At 70.7% G+C, this 17,743-nt stretch carries 23 protein-coding genes and 1 riboswitch; of the genes, 11 read left to right on the top strand and 12 right to left on the bottom strand.

The window, feature by feature from the left end; all coding sequences use genetic code 11:
* Positions 1-24 precede the first annotated feature (24 nt).
* Both ACQP06_RS24100 and ACQP06_RS24105 read left to right on the top strand, forming a co-directional pair.
* Positions 25-519 carry a hypothetical protein gene (locus tag ACQP06_RS24100; RefSeq protein ID WP_433666741.1) on the top strand — a complete coding sequence of 165 codons (495 nt, stop codon included), beginning with the start codon at positions 25-27 and terminating at the stop codon, positions 517-519.
* A 23-nt stretch (positions 520-542) separates the two neighbouring features.
* Complete coding sequence (locus ACQP06_RS24105) at positions 543-1,031, top strand: nucleotidyltransferase domain-containing protein (RefSeq protein WP_433666742.1); 489 nt, start codon at positions 543-545, stop codon at positions 1,029-1,031.
* A 23-nt stretch (positions 1,032-1,054) separates the two neighbouring features.
* Here ACQP06_RS24105 and ACQP06_RS24110 read toward each other — a convergent pair whose 3' ends face one another.
* The gene (locus ACQP06_RS24110) at positions 1,055-1,576 is read right to left on the bottom strand and encodes a hypothetical protein (protein WP_433666743.1); all 522 of its coding nucleotides are present in this window, start codon (positions 1,574-1,576) and stop codon (positions 1,055-1,057) included.
* A gap of 139 nt (positions 1,577-1,715) precedes the next feature.
* Here ACQP06_RS24110 and ACQP06_RS24115 point away from each other — a divergent pair, with 139 nt between their 5' ends.
* The 3 genes from ACQP06_RS24115 to ACQP06_RS24125 all read left to right on the top strand — a co-directional run bounded on the left by ACQP06_RS24115 (position 1,716) and on the right by ACQP06_RS24125 (position 3,067).
* Complete coding sequence (locus tag ACQP06_RS24115) at positions 1,716-2,210, top strand: hypothetical protein (RefSeq protein WP_433666744.1); 495 nt, start codon at positions 1,716-1,718, stop codon at positions 2,208-2,210.
* Positions 2,207-2,626, top strand: a complete 420-nt coding sequence (locus ACQP06_RS24120; RefSeq protein WP_433666745.1) for a hypothetical protein — start codon at positions 2,207-2,209, stop codon at positions 2,624-2,626. Before ACQP06_RS24115 ends, ACQP06_RS24120 begins: the two co-directional genes overlap by 4 nt.
* A 75-nt stretch (positions 2,627-2,701) precedes the next feature.
* Positions 2,702-3,067 (top strand): DUF1801 domain-containing protein, encoded by a 366-nt coding sequence (locus ACQP06_RS24125; RefSeq protein WP_433666746.1) that lies wholly within the window; start codon positions 2,702-2,704, stop codon positions 3,065-3,067.
* Between the two features lie 4 nt (positions 3,068-3,071).
* On the opposite strand, the gene ACQP06_RS24130 is transcribed toward ACQP06_RS24125, so the two are convergent.
* From ACQP06_RS24130 to bioB, 4 genes are all read right to left on the bottom strand, one after another.
* Positions 3,072-3,254, bottom strand: coding sequence for a hypothetical protein (locus tag ACQP06_RS24130; protein WP_433666747.1), 183 nt, complete (start codon positions 3,252-3,254; stop codon positions 3,072-3,074).
* An 88-nt stretch (positions 3,255-3,342) separates the two neighbouring features.
* Positions 3,343-4,053, bottom strand: coding sequence for a DUF2567 domain-containing protein (locus ACQP06_RS24135; protein WP_433666748.1), 711 nt, complete (start codon positions 4,051-4,053; stop codon positions 3,343-3,345).
* Positions 4,053-4,268 (bottom strand): hypothetical protein, encoded by a 216-nt coding sequence (locus ACQP06_RS24140; RefSeq protein WP_213561023.1) that lies wholly within the window; start codon positions 4,266-4,268, stop codon positions 4,053-4,055. Before ACQP06_RS24140 ends, ACQP06_RS24135 begins: the two co-directional genes overlap by 1 nt.
* Before the next feature lie 140 nt (positions 4,269-4,408).
* Positions 4,409-5,446, bottom strand: coding sequence for a biotin synthase BioB (gene bioB, locus ACQP06_RS24145; RefSeq protein WP_357095183.1), 1,038 nt, complete (start codon positions 5,444-5,446; stop codon positions 4,409-4,411).
* Positions 5,447-5,556: 110 nt separating this feature from the next.
* Between bioB and ACQP06_RS24150 the strand changes: the two genes are divergently transcribed.
* The 4 genes from ACQP06_RS24150 (at position 5,557) to ACQP06_RS24165 (ending at position 9,230) form a co-directional block, all read left to right on the top strand.
* Positions 5,557-6,141, top strand: a complete 585-nt coding sequence (locus ACQP06_RS24150) for a TetR/AcrR family transcriptional regulator C-terminal domain-containing protein (protein WP_357095181.1) — start codon at positions 5,557-5,559, stop codon at positions 6,139-6,141.
* A gap of 41 nt (positions 6,142-6,182) precedes the next feature.
* Positions 6,183-6,316, top strand: a riboswitch (cobalamin riboswitch).
* 34 nt (positions 6,317-6,350) lie between these two features.
* Positions 6,351-7,382, top strand: coding sequence for a FecCD family ABC transporter permease (locus ACQP06_RS24155; RefSeq protein ID WP_433666749.1), 1,032 nt, complete (start codon positions 6,351-6,353; stop codon positions 7,380-7,382).
* Complete coding sequence (locus ACQP06_RS24160) at positions 7,379-8,194, top strand: ABC transporter ATP-binding protein (protein WP_433666750.1); 816 nt, start codon at positions 7,379-7,381, stop codon at positions 8,192-8,194. The genes ACQP06_RS24155 and ACQP06_RS24160 overlap by 4 nt, the downstream gene beginning before the upstream one ends.
* 16 nt (positions 8,195-8,210) lie before the next feature.
* Complete coding sequence (locus tag ACQP06_RS24165; protein ID WP_433666751.1) at positions 8,211-9,230, top strand: ABC transporter substrate-binding protein; 1,020 nt, start codon at positions 8,211-8,213, stop codon at positions 9,228-9,230.
* Between the two features lie 33 nt (positions 9,231-9,263).
* Here ACQP06_RS24165 and ACQP06_RS24170 read toward each other — a convergent pair whose 3' ends face one another.
* From ACQP06_RS24170 to ACQP06_RS24195, 6 genes are all read right to left on the bottom strand, one after another.
* Positions 9,264-10,415 carry an alpha/beta fold hydrolase gene (locus ACQP06_RS24170; protein ID WP_433666752.1) on the bottom strand — a complete coding sequence of 384 codons (1,152 nt, stop codon included), beginning with the start codon at positions 10,413-10,415 and terminating at the stop codon, positions 9,264-9,266.
* A gap of 95 nt (positions 10,416-10,510) precedes the next feature.
* A complete protein-coding gene (locus ACQP06_RS24175) occupies positions 10,511-10,978 on the bottom strand; it encodes an SRPBCC family protein (protein WP_433666753.1) in 468 nt (155 codons plus the stop codon).
* Between the two features lie 31 nt (positions 10,979-11,009).
* Positions 11,010-12,311 (bottom strand): sensor histidine kinase, encoded by a 1,302-nt coding sequence (locus tag ACQP06_RS24180; protein WP_433666754.1) that lies wholly within the window; start codon positions 12,309-12,311, stop codon positions 11,010-11,012.
* Positions 12,308-12,988: a response regulator transcription factor gene (locus ACQP06_RS24185; RefSeq protein ID WP_433666755.1), complete on the bottom strand. Its 681-nt coding sequence runs from the start codon at positions 12,986-12,988 to the stop codon at positions 12,308-12,310. Before ACQP06_RS24185 ends, ACQP06_RS24180 begins: the two co-directional genes overlap by 4 nt.
* Before the next feature lie 90 nt (positions 12,989-13,078).
* Positions 13,079-13,768 (bottom strand): dethiobiotin synthase, encoded by a 690-nt coding sequence (gene bioD / locus ACQP06_RS24190; protein WP_433666756.1) that lies wholly within the window; start codon positions 13,766-13,768, stop codon positions 13,079-13,081.
* Positions 13,765-14,919, bottom strand: coding sequence for an 8-amino-7-oxononanoate synthase (locus ACQP06_RS24195; protein WP_433666757.1), 1,155 nt, complete (start codon positions 14,917-14,919; stop codon positions 13,765-13,767). Before ACQP06_RS24195 ends, bioD begins: the two co-directional genes overlap by 4 nt.
* A gap of 105 nt (positions 14,920-15,024) precedes the next feature.
* Between ACQP06_RS24195 and ACQP06_RS24200 the strand changes: the two genes are divergently transcribed.
* Positions 15,025-15,318, top strand: a complete 294-nt coding sequence (locus tag ACQP06_RS24200) for a hypothetical protein (RefSeq protein ID WP_379106386.1) — start codon at positions 15,025-15,027, stop codon at positions 15,316-15,318.
* A gap of 29 nt (positions 15,319-15,347) precedes the next feature.
* On the opposite strand, the gene ACQP06_RS24205 is transcribed toward ACQP06_RS24200, so the two are convergent.
* The gene (locus tag ACQP06_RS24205; RefSeq protein WP_433673416.1) at positions 15,348-16,640 is read right to left on the bottom strand and encodes an adenosylmethionine--8-amino-7-oxononanoate transaminase; all 1,293 of its coding nucleotides are present in this window, start codon (positions 16,638-16,640) and stop codon (positions 15,348-15,350) included.
* Positions 16,641-16,754: 114 nt separating this feature from the next.
* On the opposite strand from ACQP06_RS24205, the gene ACQP06_RS24210 reads away from it, so the two are divergent.
* Complete coding sequence (locus ACQP06_RS24210) at positions 16,755-17,738, top strand: bifunctional helix-turn-helix transcriptional regulator/GNAT family N-acetyltransferase (RefSeq protein WP_433666758.1); 984 nt, start codon at positions 16,755-16,757, stop codon at positions 17,736-17,738.
* Positions 17,739-17,743 lie beyond the last annotated feature (5 nt).

Raw genomic sequence — 17,743 nt, forward strand, 5'->3', positions numbered from 1 at the left:
CAAGATCACTATCGAAGGAGTGCCATGTCCGCATCCGTGCGCATCGGAACCGCCCTCGCCGGGGCCGCCCTGACCGCGGCCGCCGTGTCGATCTCGGGATCCGCGGTCGCGTCCGCCGAGACGGTGGTGGCCGATCCGAACGCCTATCTCGTCGGCGACACGGTCTATTTCAGCTACTCCAACCTCGCCAACTGCGCGATCAAGCCGACCGGCGACGTCGGCTGCGACGCGACCAGTATCGATCTGCGCTGGTACGGCCTGCCGGTCACCAACCTGACCATCGACGCCGCTTTCCTGCCCGCCCATCCCGCGATCGGACCGATCGGCGTGCACGGCCGCCCGGGCAGCCCGCTGCTCACCGGCGGCGGCCCCACCCCCGGCTCGAACTCGCCCTACGGTCCCGACGCCACCATCACCTACGCGGGCACGACCTGCAACGGCAGCGGTTTCCGCGGCGCGATCTCGTGCAACGCCAAGGGACACCACTTCACCTTCGGCTTCGTCACCGACTACAACTGAGCCGCCGGCCTAGGCTGCGTCCCATGCGAGCCGCCGATGTCCTGGCCCTGCACCACGCCTGCTCTCGATCCGGGCTCACCGTCTGGATCGACGGCGGCTGGTGCGTGGACGCCCTCCTGGGCGAGCAGACCCGCCCGCACCATGATCTCGACATCGCGGTCCATCGCCGCGACGCCGACCGAGTCCGCGAAATCCTCACGGACCTGGGCTATCTCGCCTCCCCCACACCCGACGACACCCCGTGGAACTTCGTCCTGGCGAAGGGCCCGGACGCCTCGGTCGACCTGCACGTCTTCGAACACGACGCCGACGGCGCGGTGAGCTACGGCATCGCCTACCCCGTCGAATCCCTCACCGGCACCGGCACTATCGACGGTGAACGGGTCGACTGCATCGCCGCCCGCTGGATGTACACCTTCAAGACCGCCTACCCTCCCGCCGCCAAAGACCTCCACGACGTCCGCGCCCTGGCCGCGAAGTTCGGTTTCCCACTACCGGACGTGTACCGATAACCCCGACACCGTCCGCTGATCGGCTACCAGCGCAGCATGGGCAGCGGCCGCAGCGGGTGAGTGACGGCGTACGCGACACCCCGACGCGCCAGGAAGGCGTGGAAGCCCTCGTACGGGAGTTGGGCCACAACGGATTCGACGTCGGCGCGGGCCAGCGGACGCCGGACCAGGCCGCGACTGGCGTCGATCCGGTCGGCGACGCGGAAGGTCTCGACGAGGCGGTCGTCGACGGCGCGGAGCCGGTGATGGTCGAGGACCAGGCGGCGCGCGGTGCCGACATCGGTGATACCGAAATCGGCGGCGTGCACGGTGGCCAGGTCGGCGGATGGATCGAGATAGTCCCAGGTCCCCGCGGTCCACACACCGAGGTCGTGCACGGCCCACACCAGGGCCGCCACATCGGGAACCGGCTCCCCCAGCAGCAGTCGCTGGTAGTTCAGGCTGCGCAGAACGTGATTGCGGTAGGCGGGAAACGACGCGCCGAGCTGTTCGCGATGGCGGTCGAGCACCGCATCGACGATCGGATGATCGGTCTGTATCCGCATGGGCTCCCCTGGTGTGTCATCCGGACTTCAGCGGACACTACACCCGGCATCGCACCGCGGGCGGACGAGCGACCCCCCGAAAACCTGGGTCCCCGAAAGTCCTTGTGAAACAATGGTTATTCAAAAATACTTCTCGGCCATGAACACCAAGAAGGCCGGTCGCTACGCCGCGGTGGGGGCCGCGCTCGCGGCCGCGGCGGTACAACTCTCGACCGGAACGGCCACGGCCGCGACGGGCCACGTCTCACTCTGGGTGGGCGGCGGAACGGACCTGCTCGCCTGCCGGGCGACGGCGCAACAGTGCCAGGTCATCGGGTACGCCTACGACATGACCACCCCGATCACCCTCAGCGTCAACGGGAAAACGATCGCCTCCGCCCTGCCGACGCCGACATCGGGCACGATCGAACCCGGGGAGCTGAAGATCCTGTGGGTCCCGCAGACGGCGGGCCCGAACATCATCACCGTGCAGCAGGGCAGCGACTCGCAGTCGGTCACCATCCAGATCATGGACAACAACTCGCTGGAAGCCTTCGCCCAGCGAACCGAAGCGTACCTGCGGACCCTCCCGTGCAAGACGGGCAGCGCCACCATCTCCGCCGGTTGCCAGTTTCCCGCAGGGGACGTCCATTGAGAACGACCACCCGCGCCGCACTCGGAGCCGCCCTGCTGACCGCGGCGATCCCGCTGTCGACCGGAACCGCGGCCGCCCAGGACTTCCAGATCGACCTGATGCAGATGGACCCCGGCCGCTACAGCTGTGAACTGTCCACCGAAACCTGCTGGATCTCGGTCGTACTCCTGACCGACCTCACCACGCCCGTCACCATCAGCGTCGACGGCACCGTCATCGCCACACCCACGCCCTCGACCAATTGCTGGTGCACCAACGAAACCGCGTGGATCCCATCCAAGGGCGGCCGGTACACCCTGACCGCCAAGCAGGGCGACCGAACCGCCGCGCGCACAGTCACCATCGGCGACTACAACGGCGTGCAGGGGATCCTGGAGCGCTACCTCGGAATCAATACCGGCAGCGGCAGCAGCTAGGAGTCATGTCGATTTCGCACCGCCGGACGCCTATCACCGACCCCATTCAGCTAACCATCGGCATACTCTGAGCCCATGCCACGGAGTACTGCGAGCACCGTCGACGACTACCTCGGTGAGCTGGCCGAGGACCGGCGACCGGCCCTGACCCGGCTGCGCGAACTGTGCCGGGAAACCCTCGTCGGATTCCACGAGGACATGGATTTCGGCATGCCGGTCTACGAGCGCGACGGCATCGCCGAGATCGCGTTCGCCAGCCAGAAGCAGTACATCTCCTTCTATCTCATGCGCGGCGACATCCGCGAGGCCTTCGCCGAGCACCTCGATACCAAGGACATGGGCAAAGGCTGCCTGCGCTTCCGCAAACCCGAAGCCATCGACTTCCCGCTGCTGCGAACGATTCTCGAGGCGACGGCCGCGAGCCGCGGCGCCGTCTGCTGATCGGCTAGTCGCCCCGGGAACGGTCGCGGTGCTTGGTGGTGCGCCGGTAGCGGCGGCCGCTCGGGATCGGCTGGGACGCATTGGATCTGCGGAGTTCGTGGCGGTGACGCCAGGCGGTGAGGTCCGGGCGCTCTGCCGGTGCGGCGGCGTCGGGCGGCGCGGACTTGCCCGGCGGTGCGGTCTTCATGGGGTCCCCCTGGGTGGTGCGAATCCGTGGTCGCGAACACGGTAGGGGGTACAACAAGCGTGGTCCAGCGATTATTGCCGGATTCGGGTCAGCGGGGGGCTTCGGGTTCGGGGGCTTCGAAGGGGACCGCCGGGCCGTGGGGCGCGTGGGGTTGCGGCGCACCGGAATTGCCGGGGTAGGGGCCGTAGAGGATGGCGGAGCCGTACTGGGACGGGGCGACGATCACCGGGTCGGGGCGCGCGCCGCCGAAGGGTAGGTACTCGCCGGTGCCCAGATCGTCGGAGGTGCTCAGCGCCGCGAGCAGCAGGATCACCACCGCGGCGGCCAGGGGCTGCGCGATGAGGGCGGCCCAACCCTCCACGGAGGGCGCGAATTCCACGATGGTGTGGATCGGCGGATGGCTCGGGCGGACGTGGCGCTGCTCGGCCACCGCCTCGCCGACCACCTTGGTGAGCAACGCGCCGAGCGCGGAACCGAGAATGATGCCGGTCAGCAGGACCGGGCCCCGCACCCGCCGCCAGCGCCAGGCCGCGACCGTCCCGAGCACGCCGAGCACGATGCCGATCAGCACGAAGATGGCGAGCGCGTCGAAACGGTGCAGGCTCTCACCGGTCAGCGCGGTGCCGCGATCGGGTTCGACCACCAGCAGTTGTTCCGCCGGAGCGAGATACGCCCAGGCCACCCCGGCCAGAGCGCTCACCGCGGCGAGCGCGGCACACACCGCCGCCGCCGCACGCACTTCCCGCATCAGTACATCGACGCGTAGTCCGCCCGGCTCGGCGGCGAATGTGGCTGCCACTAGCGGTGTTCCAGGCTCGTGGAGTCGAGCACCCCGTGGCGCGAGCACTTGGCCCACCAGCCGTCGGGGCTGACCTGCACGATCATGCGGCGTCCGCATTGTTCACAGAAGCGCGGTGGCTCCAGGCCCAGGGCCGCCGCGGGGGGTACCGGATCGTCCAGCCCCGGCACGACTCGCTTGCCCGTGAAAGGGTTGTAGCGCTCCTCGATGTCCACGACCACCTCGATGGATCCTTCGCGTATCGAACTCGGCGGGCAGATCAGGTCCAGGGGAATGCAAACCCCCGCACCCCTACCGTACGAGACGGGTTCGGGGCATTGGCCCCGAACCCCCTTTTTCTCTCAGTGGATTTCGCTCAGAGCGTTTCGTTGAGCGCCTTGATCGGCATCTTGAGTTCGCCGAGCAGATCGATGTCGGACTCGGCCGGACGACCCAGGGTGGTCAGGTAGTTGCCGACGATGACGGCGTTGATGCCGCCCAGGATGCCCTGCTTGGCGCCCAGGTCGCCGAGGGTGATCTCGCGGCCGCCGGCGAAACGCAGGATGGTGCGCGGCATGGCGAGACGGAAGGCTGCGACGGCGCGCAGCGCGTCGGCGGCCGGGAGCACCTCGAGGTCACCGAAGGGGGTGCCCGGGCGCGGGTTGAGGAAGTTCAGCGGCACCTCGTCGGGCTCCAGCGAGGCCAGGTCGGCCGCGAATTCCGCACGCTGCTCCAGGGATTCGCCCATGCCGAGGATGCCGCCACAGCAGACCTCCATGCCGGCCTCGCGCACCATGCGCAGGGTCTCCCAGCGCTCGTCGTAGGTGTGGGTGGTGACCACGTTCGGGAAGTGCGAGCGCGCGGTCTCCAGGTTGTGGTTGTAGCGGTGCACGCCCATGGCGGCCAGCTGGTCCACCTGCTCCTGGTTCAGCATGCCCAGCGAGCAGGCGACCTGGATGTCGACCTCGTTGCGGATGGCCTCGACGCCCGCGGCGACCTGCGCCATCAGGCGCTCGTCCGGACCGCGCACCGCGGCCACGATGCAGAACTCGGTGGCGCCGGTCTTGGCGGTCTGCTTGGCCGCCTCCACCAGCGAGGGGATGTCGAGCCAGGCGGCGCGCACCGGCGACTGGAAAAGGCCGGACTGCGAACAGAAGTGGCAGTCCTCGGGGCAGCCGCCGGTCTTGAGCGAGATGATGCCCTCGACCTCGACCTCGGGGCCGCACCACTTCATGCGGACGTCGTGCGCCAGGCCGAGCAGCTCCTCGAGCCGCTCGTCGCCGAGCCGCAGGACCGCGAGGGTCTGCTCCTGGGTCAGGCCGACGCCGCGCTCGAGCACCTGCTCGCGAGCGATGGCGAGGATGTCATCGCCTGCGTTGGTACCGGCTTCGGTGGTGACGGCTACCTGGGTCATGTCCGCGGGAATCCCTTCGTCCGGCCGTGTGGCCGAGCAACTTGAACGGTGTTCAGGGTAGGCTAGCAGCCCGGAACGTGAGCCGGAACACGAGAGGGTCGGATTCTTCAGTGCAACTCCATCGCACGGACGTGGTCGACGGGGCCATCGCCATCCTCGACCAGTACGGGCTGGCGGATCTCACCATGCGCCGCCTGGCCACCTCGCTGCACGTCCAGCCCGGCGCGCTGTACTGGCACTTCCCCAACAAGCAGGCCCTGCTCGGCGCGGTCGCCGACCGCATTCTCGCGCCCATGGACGAACCGGTCCGGGCCGAGGAATGGTCCAAGCAGATGACCGAACTCGCGCACCGGCTGCGCGAGAGCCTGCTCGCCTACCGCGACGGGGCCGAACTGGTCTCGGCCACCTACGCGTCCCGCCTCACCACCAGCAAGGGCCGGGAACGACTGGCCAGCGCCGCGATTCGCGCCGGCATGACGCGTGAGGAGGCCGAACTGGCCGCCTACACGCTGCTGTACTACGTGCTCGGGCAGACGGTGGACGAGCAGTCACGCATCCAGATGGACTCCGCGGGCGCGCTCACCGAGGAGAACTCGCCGCTGTACGACATGCCCGACGCCACCGCGCGATTCGACTTCGGATTGCAGCTGTTCGTGAGCGGCGTGCGGCATCTGCTCGGTTCGCGGATCCGCTGACCTTCGCGGACACCGGGATGAACCGACCAGTCGGAACCGGCGAAGGTTCCGGACGGTAGGGTTCCCCTCGTCAGTATCGGCGGGTGCGGGAATCCGGTGGGAATCCGGAGCGGTCGCGCCACTGTGAGCACCGGATCCCGGTGCGAGTCAGACCTCCCCCGCCGCGCAACACTCTGGAGAGGCCGCGTCATGCCCGAGGAGCTACCGCGATGAGCCGCGCGCGGACTTCGCTCGCCCTGCCCGTCATGGGAGCGCTGCTGGTCGTGGCCATGATCGTCGCGACCGGATTCGGCGCGGAGACGATCCCGGTGCGCGAGGTGCTCGCGGTGCTGCGCGACCGGCTGACCGGCACCGCGCACACCGATCTCGGGCTCGACACCATCGTGTGGCAATTGCGGGTGCCGCGAACCGTTCTCGCCGCCATCGTCGGCGCGGGCCTGGCGGTCGCCGGGGCGGCCATGCAGACCCTGGTCCGCAATCCTCTCGCCGACCCCTACCTGCTGGGCGTCTCCTCCGGCGCGGGCGTCGGCGCGGCGGCGGTCATCACCTCCGGGGTGTTCGCCGGGGCCGGACTGTGGGCGCTGTCGGCGGGCGCGCTCGCCGGGGCCTTCGCCGCCGCGGCCGCGGTATTCCTCATCGCCCTGGCCCAAGGCGGGCTCACGCCACTGCGTCTCGTGCTCACCGGCACGGTGCTGGGCTCGGCCTTCGCCGCCTTCAGCAGCTACCTGATCTTCCGCAGCAGTGACCCGTCCGCCGCCCAGTCGGTGCTGTTCTGGCTGCTCGGCAGCCTCTCCGGCGCGGACTGGACCCGAATCCTGTTGCCCGGCTGCGTGGTCGCGGCCTGCCTGACCGCCCTGCTGCTCGCCGCCAACTGGCTCGACGCGCTGAACCTGGGCCCGGACACGGCGGCCTCCATCGGAGTTCCGGTGCGCGAGTTGCGCATCGCGCTGTTCGTCCTGCTGGCGGTCCTGGTCGGCGTGCTGGTGGCGGTCTCCGGCGGCATCGGTTTCGTCGGGCTGGTGGTCCCGCACGCCGCCCGGCTCCTGGTCGGGCCGCGCCACCGCGTCCTGCTGCCCGCGAGCGCCCTGTGCGGGGCCACCTTCCTGGTCGTCGCCGACGCCGCCACCCGAGTCCTGGTCCGCCCCACCGAGATCCCGGTCGGCGTCCTCACCGGCCTCATCGGAGCCCCCGCCTTCCTGCTCCTCATGGGCCGCCGCACCTACCGATTCGGTCCGGCGTGAGGCCCCGCCGGGCCGGGTCGCGTCACCGGGGCGCGGGCGAGCTGCGGGCCGCCGGACTGGCCTGCGCGGCGGGACGGCGCACGGTGGTCGCGCAGGTCGACTTCACGGTGTCGCCGGGCGAGACGGTGGGCATCGTCGGGCCGAACGGCGCGGGCAAGACCACGCTGTTGCGGACCCTGGCGGGGTTGATCGCACCGGTCGAGGGCGGTGTCGAGGTGGATGGCCGTCCGGTGCACCAGGTTTCGGCGCGGGAGCGGGCGCGGCTGGTGGGTCTGGTCGGGCAGGACGAGGTGCCGCCCACCGATCTGCTGGTGGGTGAGCTCGTGGCGTTGGGCCGGACGCCGTACCTGCCGCCGTGGGGCGCGGGCGGGCCGGGCGAACGGGCGGCCGTCCAACGGGCGCTGGGTCGGGTGGATCTGGCCGGGTTCGAGGGGCGCGCGGTCGGGCGGCTGTCCGGCGGGGAACGGCAGCGGGTGCTGCTGGCGCGGGCGCTCGCCCAGGACACGCCCGTCCTGCTGCTAGACGAGCCGACCAACCATCTGGATGTCACCCATCAGCTCGAATTGCTGGCACTGACCCGGGAATTGGAACGGACCGTCGTCATGAGCCTGCACGACCTGACCCTCGCGGATCGGTTCTGCGACCGGGTGCTGGTGCTCGACGACGGCCGGGCCCGCCCCCTCGAACCGCCCGGCACCGCGCTGCGGCCCGAGGTGCTCGACGAGGTGTTCGGCGTGCGGGCGCGCCGGATACCGGATCCCGACACCGGTGATTCCCATCTGCTCATCACGGCTCGAACGGCACAGTCTTGACTCGAAAGGCACGGTCTTGAACAGGATCCTTCCGCTCGTCGCGGTCACCGCCATCGCGGGAGTGCTCACCGCCTGCGGATCGCCGCAGGCGGCGACCGGGAACATGACCGTGCGCAATTGCGGTGCGGAACAGCGGTTCCCGTCGCCCGCGCAACGCATGTTCGTCAATGACGGGAACCTGATCTCCATGGTGCTGGCCCTGGGAGCCCAGGACCAGACGGTGGCGGTGTCGAGCCTGAAGCGGGACGCGGACACGCTGCGCAAGCATTACGGGGACGGCGTGGACCGGCTCAATTCCGTTGCCCCCGACTATCCCTCGCGGGAGACGGTGCTGGCCCAGCGCCCCGACGTGATGGTGGCGGGCTGGAACTACGGCTACTCGGAGTCGGCGAATCTGACGCCGGAGTCGTTGCGGGCGGCCGGCGTCGCGCCGTACGTGCTCACCGAGAGCTGCCGCCGGCCCGGCGGCGAGCGGGGTGTGGTGGATGCCTGGACCGCGCTGCGCACGGATCTGACCGCGCTGGGCGCGATCACCGGGCGCGCGGACCAGGCGGCACGGGTCACCGGGGATCTGGATCGCCGAGTGTCCACCCTGCTGGCAGCGCCGCAGCCCGAGCGGCGGCCGACGGTGTTCCTGTTCGACAGCGCCTCCGACACCGTCTTCTCCAGCGGGCAATACGGTGCGCCGCAGGCGATCCTGGAGGCGGCGGGCGCGCGCAACGCGCTGTCCGATGTGGCCGACACCTGGACGGCGGTGTCGTGGGAGCGGCTGGCGGCGGCCGACCCGGACGCCATCGTGTTCGTCGACTATCCGCCGCAGACCTTCCAGCAGAAGGTGGATCTGCTGCGCGGCAAGCCGGGCATCCAGAATCTGCGGGCGGTCACGCAGGGCCGTTTCCTGAACCTGCCGTACGCGCTGTGGACCAGCGGGCCGTTGAACATCGACGCCGCCGAGCAGGTGCGGGCGCAGCTGGAACGCTGGAACCTGGTGCCCGCCTCGGGCATTCGCCCCGCCGCCGACGACGCGGTGCGCTAGGCGGACCACGCCGAGCCCACCGGCGCGGCCCGGTCAGTGGCCCACCGCGGCGGCTCCGGACTGATCCCGCCACAGCTGCCGCACGAACGGCACCACCTGCTGTTCGATGACGGTGTTGTACTCCTGCGGCCGCTCGATCGGATTGGCGTGCCCCGTGGTTCGCGTGGTCACCACCAGCAGGGTCCCGCGCACCCCGCCGACCCGGTCGATGAGCACCTGGTGCGAGTACTCCACGTCCACCACCGGATCGTCGTACGGGTCGTGCGGCCGGATGAACACGATGGCCGGGCGTGGTTTGCCCGCCGCGGGTTTGGCCAGCGCCCGCAGGTCGTCCACCGCGCCGCCCGCCACGATGGCCTTGAACTGCGCCTCGATCAGACCGTTGCTGGCGGCGTCGGTATTGAGGATCTTGGACCGCAGCACATCGTCGACCGCGCGCCGGAACTCGCCGCCGCGGATCACGTAGCGCCCGCCGACGAAACGGTCATGGCGCGCATACACTTCCACGGCCAGCCGCAGCATGCGGCTCTCCCGCGCCCCGGGCACCCAGCCCATCCAGCGCAGCATCTCCTCGCCCTGGTCGCGGCTCTCGGGCCGCACCGCGTTCAGATCCACCGGCGTGCAGTCCAGGATCACCGCCCGCACCCGTGTGCCGTCGCTGTCCTCGTGCAGGTGCTTGGCGATCTCGAGCGCGATGACCCCGCCCATACTGTGCCCGGCCAGCACCACGTTCGGCACCTTGGCGGCGGCGGTGACCTTCACGATGAGGTCCGCGATCACCTTGGTGTCGATACCGGTGTTGTCGTAGCGGACCGCCCACACCGACCCCAGCCGCGACAGCGACGGCAGCGCCCGCGCGGTGTCCCCGGCGTCGAGGACGCCCAGCCCGACCAGGTCGAAGACGGCGGTGTCGGTGGCCTGCAGTTCCGCGGGCGCGGCGATGGGCAGCACCGAGGGTTCGGTGCGGGCCAGCCGATCCTGTTCGGGGAGTACGTCCAGGCCGATGTACTCGACGAACGCGCCCAGCGCGACCAGCGGAACCAGGCCCAGTCGCAGGGCCAGCAGCCGGGCCCGCCGGAAGCGACCCCAGCGCGCGCCGAGCCGGGTGGACCGCAGGCGGGCGCGCCGTCGCCGATCGTCGTGGTCGGCGGCGCCGGACGGATACGGGAACCCCGGCAGGGCCATCAATCCACTGTACGAATTTCCGGCTCGTCATCCAGGCTTGTGCTGCGCGTCATCCGCTGGTACCGCGCGCGTCACCTGCGCGTGCCGCGGCGGAATCAGTGTCCCTCGGCGCGTTCGGCGAGGGCGGCGAGATTGTGCAGGGCCGTGCGGAAGCCGACCTCGTTGTCCTCCGGGGACAGCCCCGGCGGCAGATTGTCGTGCTGGGCGGTGACGCGGGTGCCGCCGGGCGCGTCGTCGAGGGTGTAGGTGACCGTCATCTCGCCGGTCAGTTCCGGATTGTCGGTCTCGAACTCGATGGTCTGCACCACCTCCCGGTCGGGGACGACGCGGGCGAAGACCCCGTGGAAGGTGTCGGTGTGCGGGCTCGTCTTGCCGGCCTCGGCGGGCAGGTCGTAGGTCAGCGAGATGCGGAACCGCCCGCCGACGCGGGCATCGAATTCGTGGACGCGGCTGGTCATTCCGTCGGGCACCATCCAGGTCCGGACCGAATGCGCGTCCAGGAGGGCGCGGAAGACACTGGGACGCGGAGCACCGACGAACTTCTCGACTCGAGTGGAAGGCACGGGCGCCACCCTACGCTCGCTGTGACCAAGATCACGACAGCCCCGGCGCAGCCGTGCCCGCGTCGTCCGGCGCGACCGGCAGGGTGAGGGTGGCCAGGGTGCCGCCGCCGGGCGCGGGAACCAGTGTCACCGAACCGGAATGGACCGCGGCCACCCACTGCACCAGCGACAGTCCGATGCCGTGCCGACCGCCCACGCCGACCGCGCCGCGCCGGAACGGGTCGGTGAGCGCGGGATCCAGCCCGCGCCCGTGATCGCGCACGGTCACCTGCCCCGCCGCGACCCGGACCTCCACCGGCGGCCCGCCGTGCACCAGCGCGTTGTCGACGAGATTGCGCACGGCCAGGGCCAGCAGCTCCGGGTCCGCCCACACCGCGGTGGGTTCGGTATTCAGCCCGATCTCGCCGCCGCAGTCGGCGACCACGCCCTCCACCAGTTGATCCAGGAACAGCCGCTGCCGATCCAGTTCGCCCGCACCGGTTTCCGCGCGGGTGCGGGCCAGCAGCCCGGCGACCATGCGGCCCATGCGATCGGTGAGCGAGCGCGCGTCGGTGACCGCGCGGCGGGCGTCGGCCGGATCCCGCAGCGCGGCATCGAGATAGAGGCGCAGGGTGGCCAGCGGCGTGCGCAATTCGTGCGACGCCTCCGACAGGAACCGTTCCTGCTCGTCGAGCATCCGCACCGCCGGGCGCATGCTCACCCCCGACAACAGGTGCCCGGCCAGCGCCGCGAGCGCCACCAGGGCGAGTCCGCCGCTCCACAACGCCACCACCAGCCGGCGGTGGTCACGGGCGCCGGGCTCCGGATCACCGCCCGCGACGACGACGGCCCCGACGGTGGCGTCGTTGTCCCAGGCGGGAGCCACCGCCAGCCGCACCGGATCCCCGTCCCGATCGGCGGTGGTGTGCCACTGCGTCTCCTCGGCGTCGGCGGACCGCCGCACCAGTCCGGTCAGGTCGGCGGGCAGCCCGGAACGCTTGTGTACGAACAGTTCCCGCCAGCTGTTGTCGGGCTGCCGCACCAGGATGGTGACCGCGTTGACGCCCCCGACCAGATCCTCGTCCCCGCGCACCGTCTCCAGATCGACGCTGCCGTCCTCGTTCCAATACACCTCCCGCGCCACCCCGGTCACGACCCGATCCACCCCGGCGTCGAGATCGTGTTCGCGGGAGTGCGAATCGATGGAGGCCGCGATCGACGCGAGCACGACCAGGCACAGCGCGGTCAGCCCGGTGAACAGCCCGGTCAGCAGCCACCGCGTCCGTCGCAACCGGCCCGGCGAGGTCGGAGTTCCCGGTCCGCGCCAGGACGCGAGTCGCTGCCGGATACTCATGGCGCGATGGTGAATCCGGCGCCGCGGACGGTGTCGATGAGCGGCGGCGCGCCGAGTTTGCGGCGCAGCTGGGCGATCACGACATCGACGACATTGGAGGCGGGCTCGGCCATTTCGTCCCAGCAGCATTCGATGAGTTCGGCGCGCGTCACGACGGAACCGGCCCGGGCGGCGAGGAGTTCGAGCACGCCGAATTCCTTGGGCGTCAAGGTGAGCAGCGTGCCCGCGCGGTGGACGCGGCGGCGCGGGCGGTCCACGATCAGGGTGCCGACGACGGTGCGGGTGGGCGCGGGCAGTTCGCGGCGGCGGCACAGCGCGCCCACGCGGGCGGCGAGCTCGTCCATGGCGAAGGGTTTCACGACGTAGTCGTCCGCGCCGTGCGCGAACCCGTCGAGCCGGTCGGCGAGCGCGTCGCGGGCGGTGAGCACGACGACCGGGGTGCGCCGCCCGGCCTCACGTTGCGCGCGCACCAGGTCGAGCCCGTCCCCGTCGGGCAGTCCCCGGTCGACGACCAGGCAGTCGTAGCTGTTGACGGCGGTCTTCAGGTCGGCGTCGGCGTAGTCGCGGGCCAGATCCACCGCGAATCCCGCCGCCCGCAGGCCCGCGGCGACCTCGTCGCCCAGGTTGCTGTCGTCCTCGACCACGAGTACCCGCACCTGCGCCATTACAGCATCCATACCGGTCATCCGGCCACGACTCCCGGCGCGCTCATACCGTCACCGTGGCAGAACGCCCGTGAGGAATTCGTTAGGGCGGGCGGCTACCGGTCAGGGTCGCAGATACCGATCGGTCCAGTCCGGGTCGAACCAGCCCGGCGCGGCCGCGGTGAACTCGGCCCGGCCCCAGGCCCCGGCGCCCGCGGGCAGCGAACCCACCAGGTCGACGCCCGTGACGGCGGGCAGGTCGGTGCGATTGCACTCGGACGCGAGATCGGGTGCGGCGGGCCAGGATCCGATGACCAGGCCCGCGCAGTCGACACCGGCCGCGGCCAGCGTGCGGGTGGTGAGCTCGCTGTGGTTGAGGGTGCCCAGCCCGGCGGCGGCCACCAGCAGGACCGGGGCGCTCATCTTCTGGGCCAGGTCCAGCAGGGTGAACTCGCCCATGCGCACCAGCAGCCCGCCCGCTCCCTCGACCAGGATCAGGTCGGCGTCGGCGCAGGACTCGATCCCGGCGACCGTCTCGGCCAGGGTGAGCAGCGGTTGACCGCAGCGGCGCGCGGCGGTATCGGGGGCCAGCGGGTCGGGGTAGCGCGCGAATTCGAGGGTGCGGGTCACGCCGCTGAGCCGCGTGATGTCGGCCAGGTCGCCGGGCTCGCCGGGGGCCATGCCGGTCTGCGCGGGCTTGACCACCGCGACCTCGGTTCCGGCGGCGCGGGCGGTCGCCGCCAGCGCGGCGGTCACGATGGTCTTGCCGACATCGGTCGAGGTGCCGGTGATGAACAGCAGGTTCGCGGTCATACCGAAACGACCTCCCGCCCACGGGCTTCGGCCAGCACCTCGCCGAGAACGGTGGCGATGGTGGCCAATTCGGCCTCGGTGAGATCGGCGCGCGCGGTCAGGCGCAGGCGCGAGGTGCCCTCGGGCACCGACGGCGGCCGGAAGCAGCCGACGCTGAGGCCGCGCGCCCGGCAGGCCTGGGCGGCGTCGTAGGCGACCTGCGCCTCGCCGAGCACGACCGAGACGACCGCCGACTCCGGGTTCCCGACACCGGCGATGCGGGCCAGGTCGGCGGCGCGGTCGAGGACCCGCTGGGCCATCTCGGGCTCGCGGCGCAGCAGCGCCAGCGCCGCGCGGGCCGCGCCGACGGCGGCCGGAGCCAGGCCGGTGTCGAAGATGAAGGTGCGGGCCGCGTCGATCAGATGCGCGCGCACCCGCTCACTGGCCAGCACCACACCGCCCTGCGCGGCAAAGGCTTTGGAGAGGGTCGCGGTGATGATCAGGTCGGGTTCCCCGGCCAGCCCGCACTCGTGCACCAGGCCGCGCCCGCCGTCGCCGCGCACACCCAGTCCGTGCGCCTCGTCCACGATGAGGACCGCGCCGTTGGCCCGGGTGACGCGATGCAGTTCGGTCAGCGGCGCGAGGTCGCCGTCGGCGCTGAACACCGAATCGGTGAGCACCAGCGCGCGTTCCTCGGTGCGCTGCGACAGCAGCCGATCCACGGCGGCGGGATCCTTGTGCGCCGCGATCTCCACCCGCGCCCGCGACAAGCGGCAGGCGTCGACCAGGGAGGCGTGACTGCCCTCGTCCGAAACCACCAGCGCCCCACGCCCGGCCAGCGCGGTGACCACACCCAGGTTGGCGGCGTAGCCGGAGGCGAACACCAATCCGGCTTCCGCGCCCACGAATTCGGCGAGTTCGCGCTCGAGCTGTTCGTGTTCGACGGTGGTCCCGGTGACCAGTCGCGAACCGGTGGAGCCGGTGCCCCAGTGCCGCACCGAGGCGACCGAGCCCTCGACGACCTCGGGGTGGCGGACGAGCCCGAGGTAGTCGTTGGAGGCCAGGTCGATGTTCGCCGCGTCGGAGGTGCGGGGTCGCAGTTCACGGCGCAGCCCCGCGTCGACGCGTTCGGCGGCGCGGGTGTCGAGCCAGCTCAAGGGATCGGCAGTCACAGCTCGGAAGCATACTTGAACGCCGTTCAGGTGGCCATGGGTGTCGGTGGACGGCGCTATGCTTGAGGATCGTAAGGAGGCTGCGCGATGCCACGATGGGCAATAGTGGTCGAGCAGACGACCGGCTTCGGCGACTCCAAGACCTGGAGTCCGAAGATCCTCACCGAGGTGGTGGGAACCCGCGAACAAGCTCTCGCGAAGGTCCCTGACCTCGTCTCGAAATTCATTCCCGATCATCCGAAGTTGATCAGCCGCCGCACGATTCTGCGCGACGGCGACACCTTCATGCTGATCGCACGTGGCTGGTCCGATGACTATCACTGCGTGTTCAAGGTCTGGGAAGTCCTGTCAGACAGCGACAATGCAGACAAAGCACGCGAGAAACGGGTCAACCGCTAGGAATTCGGCATCCCGGCGGTAGTCCAGGATCAGGCCGCGGCAGCCGCGAGCATGGCGGCGGTGATCCGGCGGACGTCCTCCGAGGTGCTGATGAACGGGGGCATGGCATAGACCAGGTTGCGGAAGGGCCGCAGCCAGGCTCCCGCGTCGACGGCGGCGTGCGTCGCCGCGCGCATGTCCACCGGGTGATCGAGCTCGATCACCCCGATGGCACCGCGCACCCGCACGTCGGCGACGCCGGGCAGGTCCCGCGCCGGGGCCAGACCGGAGTTCAGCTCGGCCTCGATCCGGGTGACCTCGCCCTGCCAGTCCCGCGAGAGCAGCAGTTCGATCGAGGCGACCGCCACCGCGCAGGCGAGGGGGTTGCCCATGAAGGTCGGGCCGTGCATGAGACCGCCGTGCGAGCGGCTGATGGTCTCGGCGATCTCCGCGGTGGTCAGGGCGGCGGCCAGGGTCAGGTAGCCGCCGGTGATGGCCTTGCCGACGCACATCACATCGGGGCGGACCCCGGCCTGGTCGGCGGCGAAAAGCGTTCCGGTGCGGCCGAATCCGGTGGCGATCTCGTCGAAGACCAGCAGGACGTCGTGCTCGTCGCAGAGGCGGCGCAGTTCGCTCAGGTAGCGCGGGTCGTGGAAGCGCATGCCGCCCGCGCCCTGCACCACGGGTTCCACGATGACGGCGGCCAATTCGTGGGCGTGCTCGGCGATGGTCCGTTCCAGTTCGGCGACGTACTCCGGCCGGAAGTCCGCGGGGGGCGCGCTCGCGAAGATCTGTGGGACCAGCACGTCCGACCACAGCGAGTGCATGCCGCCCTCGGGGTCGCACACGCTCATGGGGGTGAACGTGTCGCCGTGGTAGCCGCCGCGCCAGGTCATCAGCCGGTGCTTGCCGGGCCGACCCAGCGCGCGCTGGTACTGCAGGCACATCTTCACCGCGACCTCGACCGACACCGAGCCGGAATCGCAGAGAAAAACCTTGTCCAGACCCTCGGGGGTGAGCTCGACCAGCAGCCGCGACAGCCGCACGGCGGGTTCGTGGGTGAGCCCGCCGAACATGACGTGACTCATCTTGCGCGACTGCGCCAGCAGCGCCGCGTCCAGCACCGGATGCTGATACCCGTGCACGGCCGCCCACCAGGAACTCATGCCGTCCACCAGTTCCCGGCCGTCGGCGAGGGTGAGCCGGGTGCCCGCCGCCGAGGCCACCACCAGGGGTTCGGTGCCGGCCGGGAAGCCGCCGTAGGGATGCCACACGTGGGCGGCGTCGAGGGCGGTGATCTCGGCGGGCGACAGCGCGGCCGATGCCGTCAAGGGGTCGGTCAATGCCACAGGTGGTCCTTCGAGGAGCGGGCTTGAACGGCGTTCAAGTTACCAGAACCGCCCTACGACCCGGCAAGCGCGCGTAACCTTTGACTCGGTCAAAGGATTGGAGCCCGGATGGCCTCGGAAACGACCGATCGCCTGGTCGAAGCCCGTCACATCGCCGCGGTGCGCGCCTTCAACCGGCACTACACCCGCGTCATCGGAGTCCTGCAGGGTGGGATGCTCGGCACCGAATACTCGCTCACCGAAGGCCGGATCCTGTTCGAGCTGACCCACTTCGGGGCCGCCGAAGTCGTGGATCTGCGGCTGTCGCTGGACCTGGACGCGGGCTATCTGAGCCGCATCCTGGCCCGCTTCGAGGAGCGCGGGCTGGTGGCGCGGCGCCGGTCCGAGGCCGACGGGCGGCGGCAGGTGGTGGAGCTGACCGAGGCGGGCCGCGCCGCGTTCGACCTGCTCGACCAGCGCACCCGGCAGCAGATCGGGGACCTGCTGGTCCCGCACTCCCCCGTCGTGCGCACCCGGCTGGTCGGGGCCATGCGGACCATCGAGCGAATCCTCGACGGCGAGACCGAGCAGAGTCCCGACGCCGATCCCGACGCGGTCACCCTGCGCGCCCCGAAGCCCGGCGAGCACGGCTGGGCCATCGCCCGCAATGCCGTGCTCTACGCCGAGGAGTTCGGCTGGAACCACGAGTACGAGGCGCTGGCCGCCAAGATCATCGGCGACTGGCTGAATTCCCATGACCCGCAGCGCGAACGGGCCTGGATCGCCGAATACCGGGGCGCGCCCGTCGGCTGCGTCTACTGCATGCGCGAGGACGACCACACCGCGCGGCTGCGGCTGCTGCTGGTCGAGCCCTCCGCGCGCGGGCTCGGCGTGGGCAGCGCGCTGGTCGGCGAGTGCCTGCGCTTCGCCGCCGCCGCGGGCTACACCGAGATGGTGTTGTGGACCAACAGCGTCCTCGACTCCGCCCGCCACATCTACGAACGCGCCGGATTCGCACTCGCCGAATCGAATCCGCACCACAGCTTCGGCGTCGACCTGGTCGGCCAGACCTGGCGGCGGGCACTGCGATCGGCGGCCGACCCCGGCCGATAGGGTTC

This window comes from Nocardia sp. CA-136227 (assembly GCF_050955695.1).
GTDB lineage: Bacteria > Actinomycetota > Actinomycetes > Mycobacteriales > Mycobacteriaceae > Nocardia.

Excerpts from the sequence above, each read along its gene's own strand:
- ACQP06_RS24180 (WP_433666754.1), bottom strand. The coding sequence starts at position 12,311 with ATGAGTATCCGGCAGCGACTCGCGTCCTGGCGCGGACCGGGAACTCCG.
- ACQP06_RS24115 (WP_433666744.1), top strand. The coding sequence starts at position 1,716 with ATGAACACCAAGAAGGCCGGTCGCTACGCCGCGGTGGGGGCCGCGCTC.
- ACQP06_RS24185 (WP_433666755.1), bottom strand. The coding sequence starts at position 12,988 with ATGGATGCTGTAATGGCGCAGGTGCGGGTACTCGTGGTCGAGGACGAC.
- bioD (WP_433666756.1), bottom strand. The coding sequence starts at position 13,768 with ATGACCGCGAACCTGCTGTTCATCACCGGCACCTCGACCGATGTCGGC.
- ACQP06_RS24130 (WP_433666747.1), bottom strand. The coding sequence starts at position 3,254 with ATGAAGACCGCACCGCCGGGCAAGTCCGCGCCGCCCGACGCCGCCGCA.
- ACQP06_RS24110 (WP_433666743.1), bottom strand. The coding sequence starts at position 1,576 with ATGCGGATACAGACCGATCATCCGATCGTCGATGCGGTGCTCGACCGC.
- ACQP06_RS24155 (WP_433666749.1), top strand. The coding sequence starts at position 6,351 with ATGAGCCGCGCGCGGACTTCGCTCGCCCTGCCCGTCATGGGAGCGCTG.
- ACQP06_RS24100 (WP_433666741.1), top strand. The coding sequence starts at position 25 with ATGTCCGCATCCGTGCGCATCGGAACCGCCCTCGCCGGGGCCGCCCTG.
- ACQP06_RS24105 (WP_433666742.1), top strand. The coding sequence starts at position 543 with ATGCGAGCCGCCGATGTCCTGGCCCTGCACCACGCCTGCTCTCGATCC.
- ACQP06_RS24125 (WP_433666746.1), top strand. The coding sequence starts at position 2,702 with ATGCCACGGAGTACTGCGAGCACCGTCGACGACTACCTCGGTGAGCTG.
- ACQP06_RS24210 (WP_433666758.1), top strand. The coding sequence starts at position 16,755 with ATGGCCTCGGAAACGACCGATCGCCTGGTCGAAGCCCGTCACATCGCC.
- bioB (WP_357095183.1), bottom strand. The coding sequence starts at position 5,446 with ATGACCCAGGTAGCCGTCACCACCGAAGCCGGTACCAACGCAGGCGAT.
- ACQP06_RS24170 (WP_433666752.1), bottom strand. The coding sequence starts at position 10,415 with ATGGCCCTGCCGGGGTTCCCGTATCCGTCCGGCGCCGCCGACCACGAC.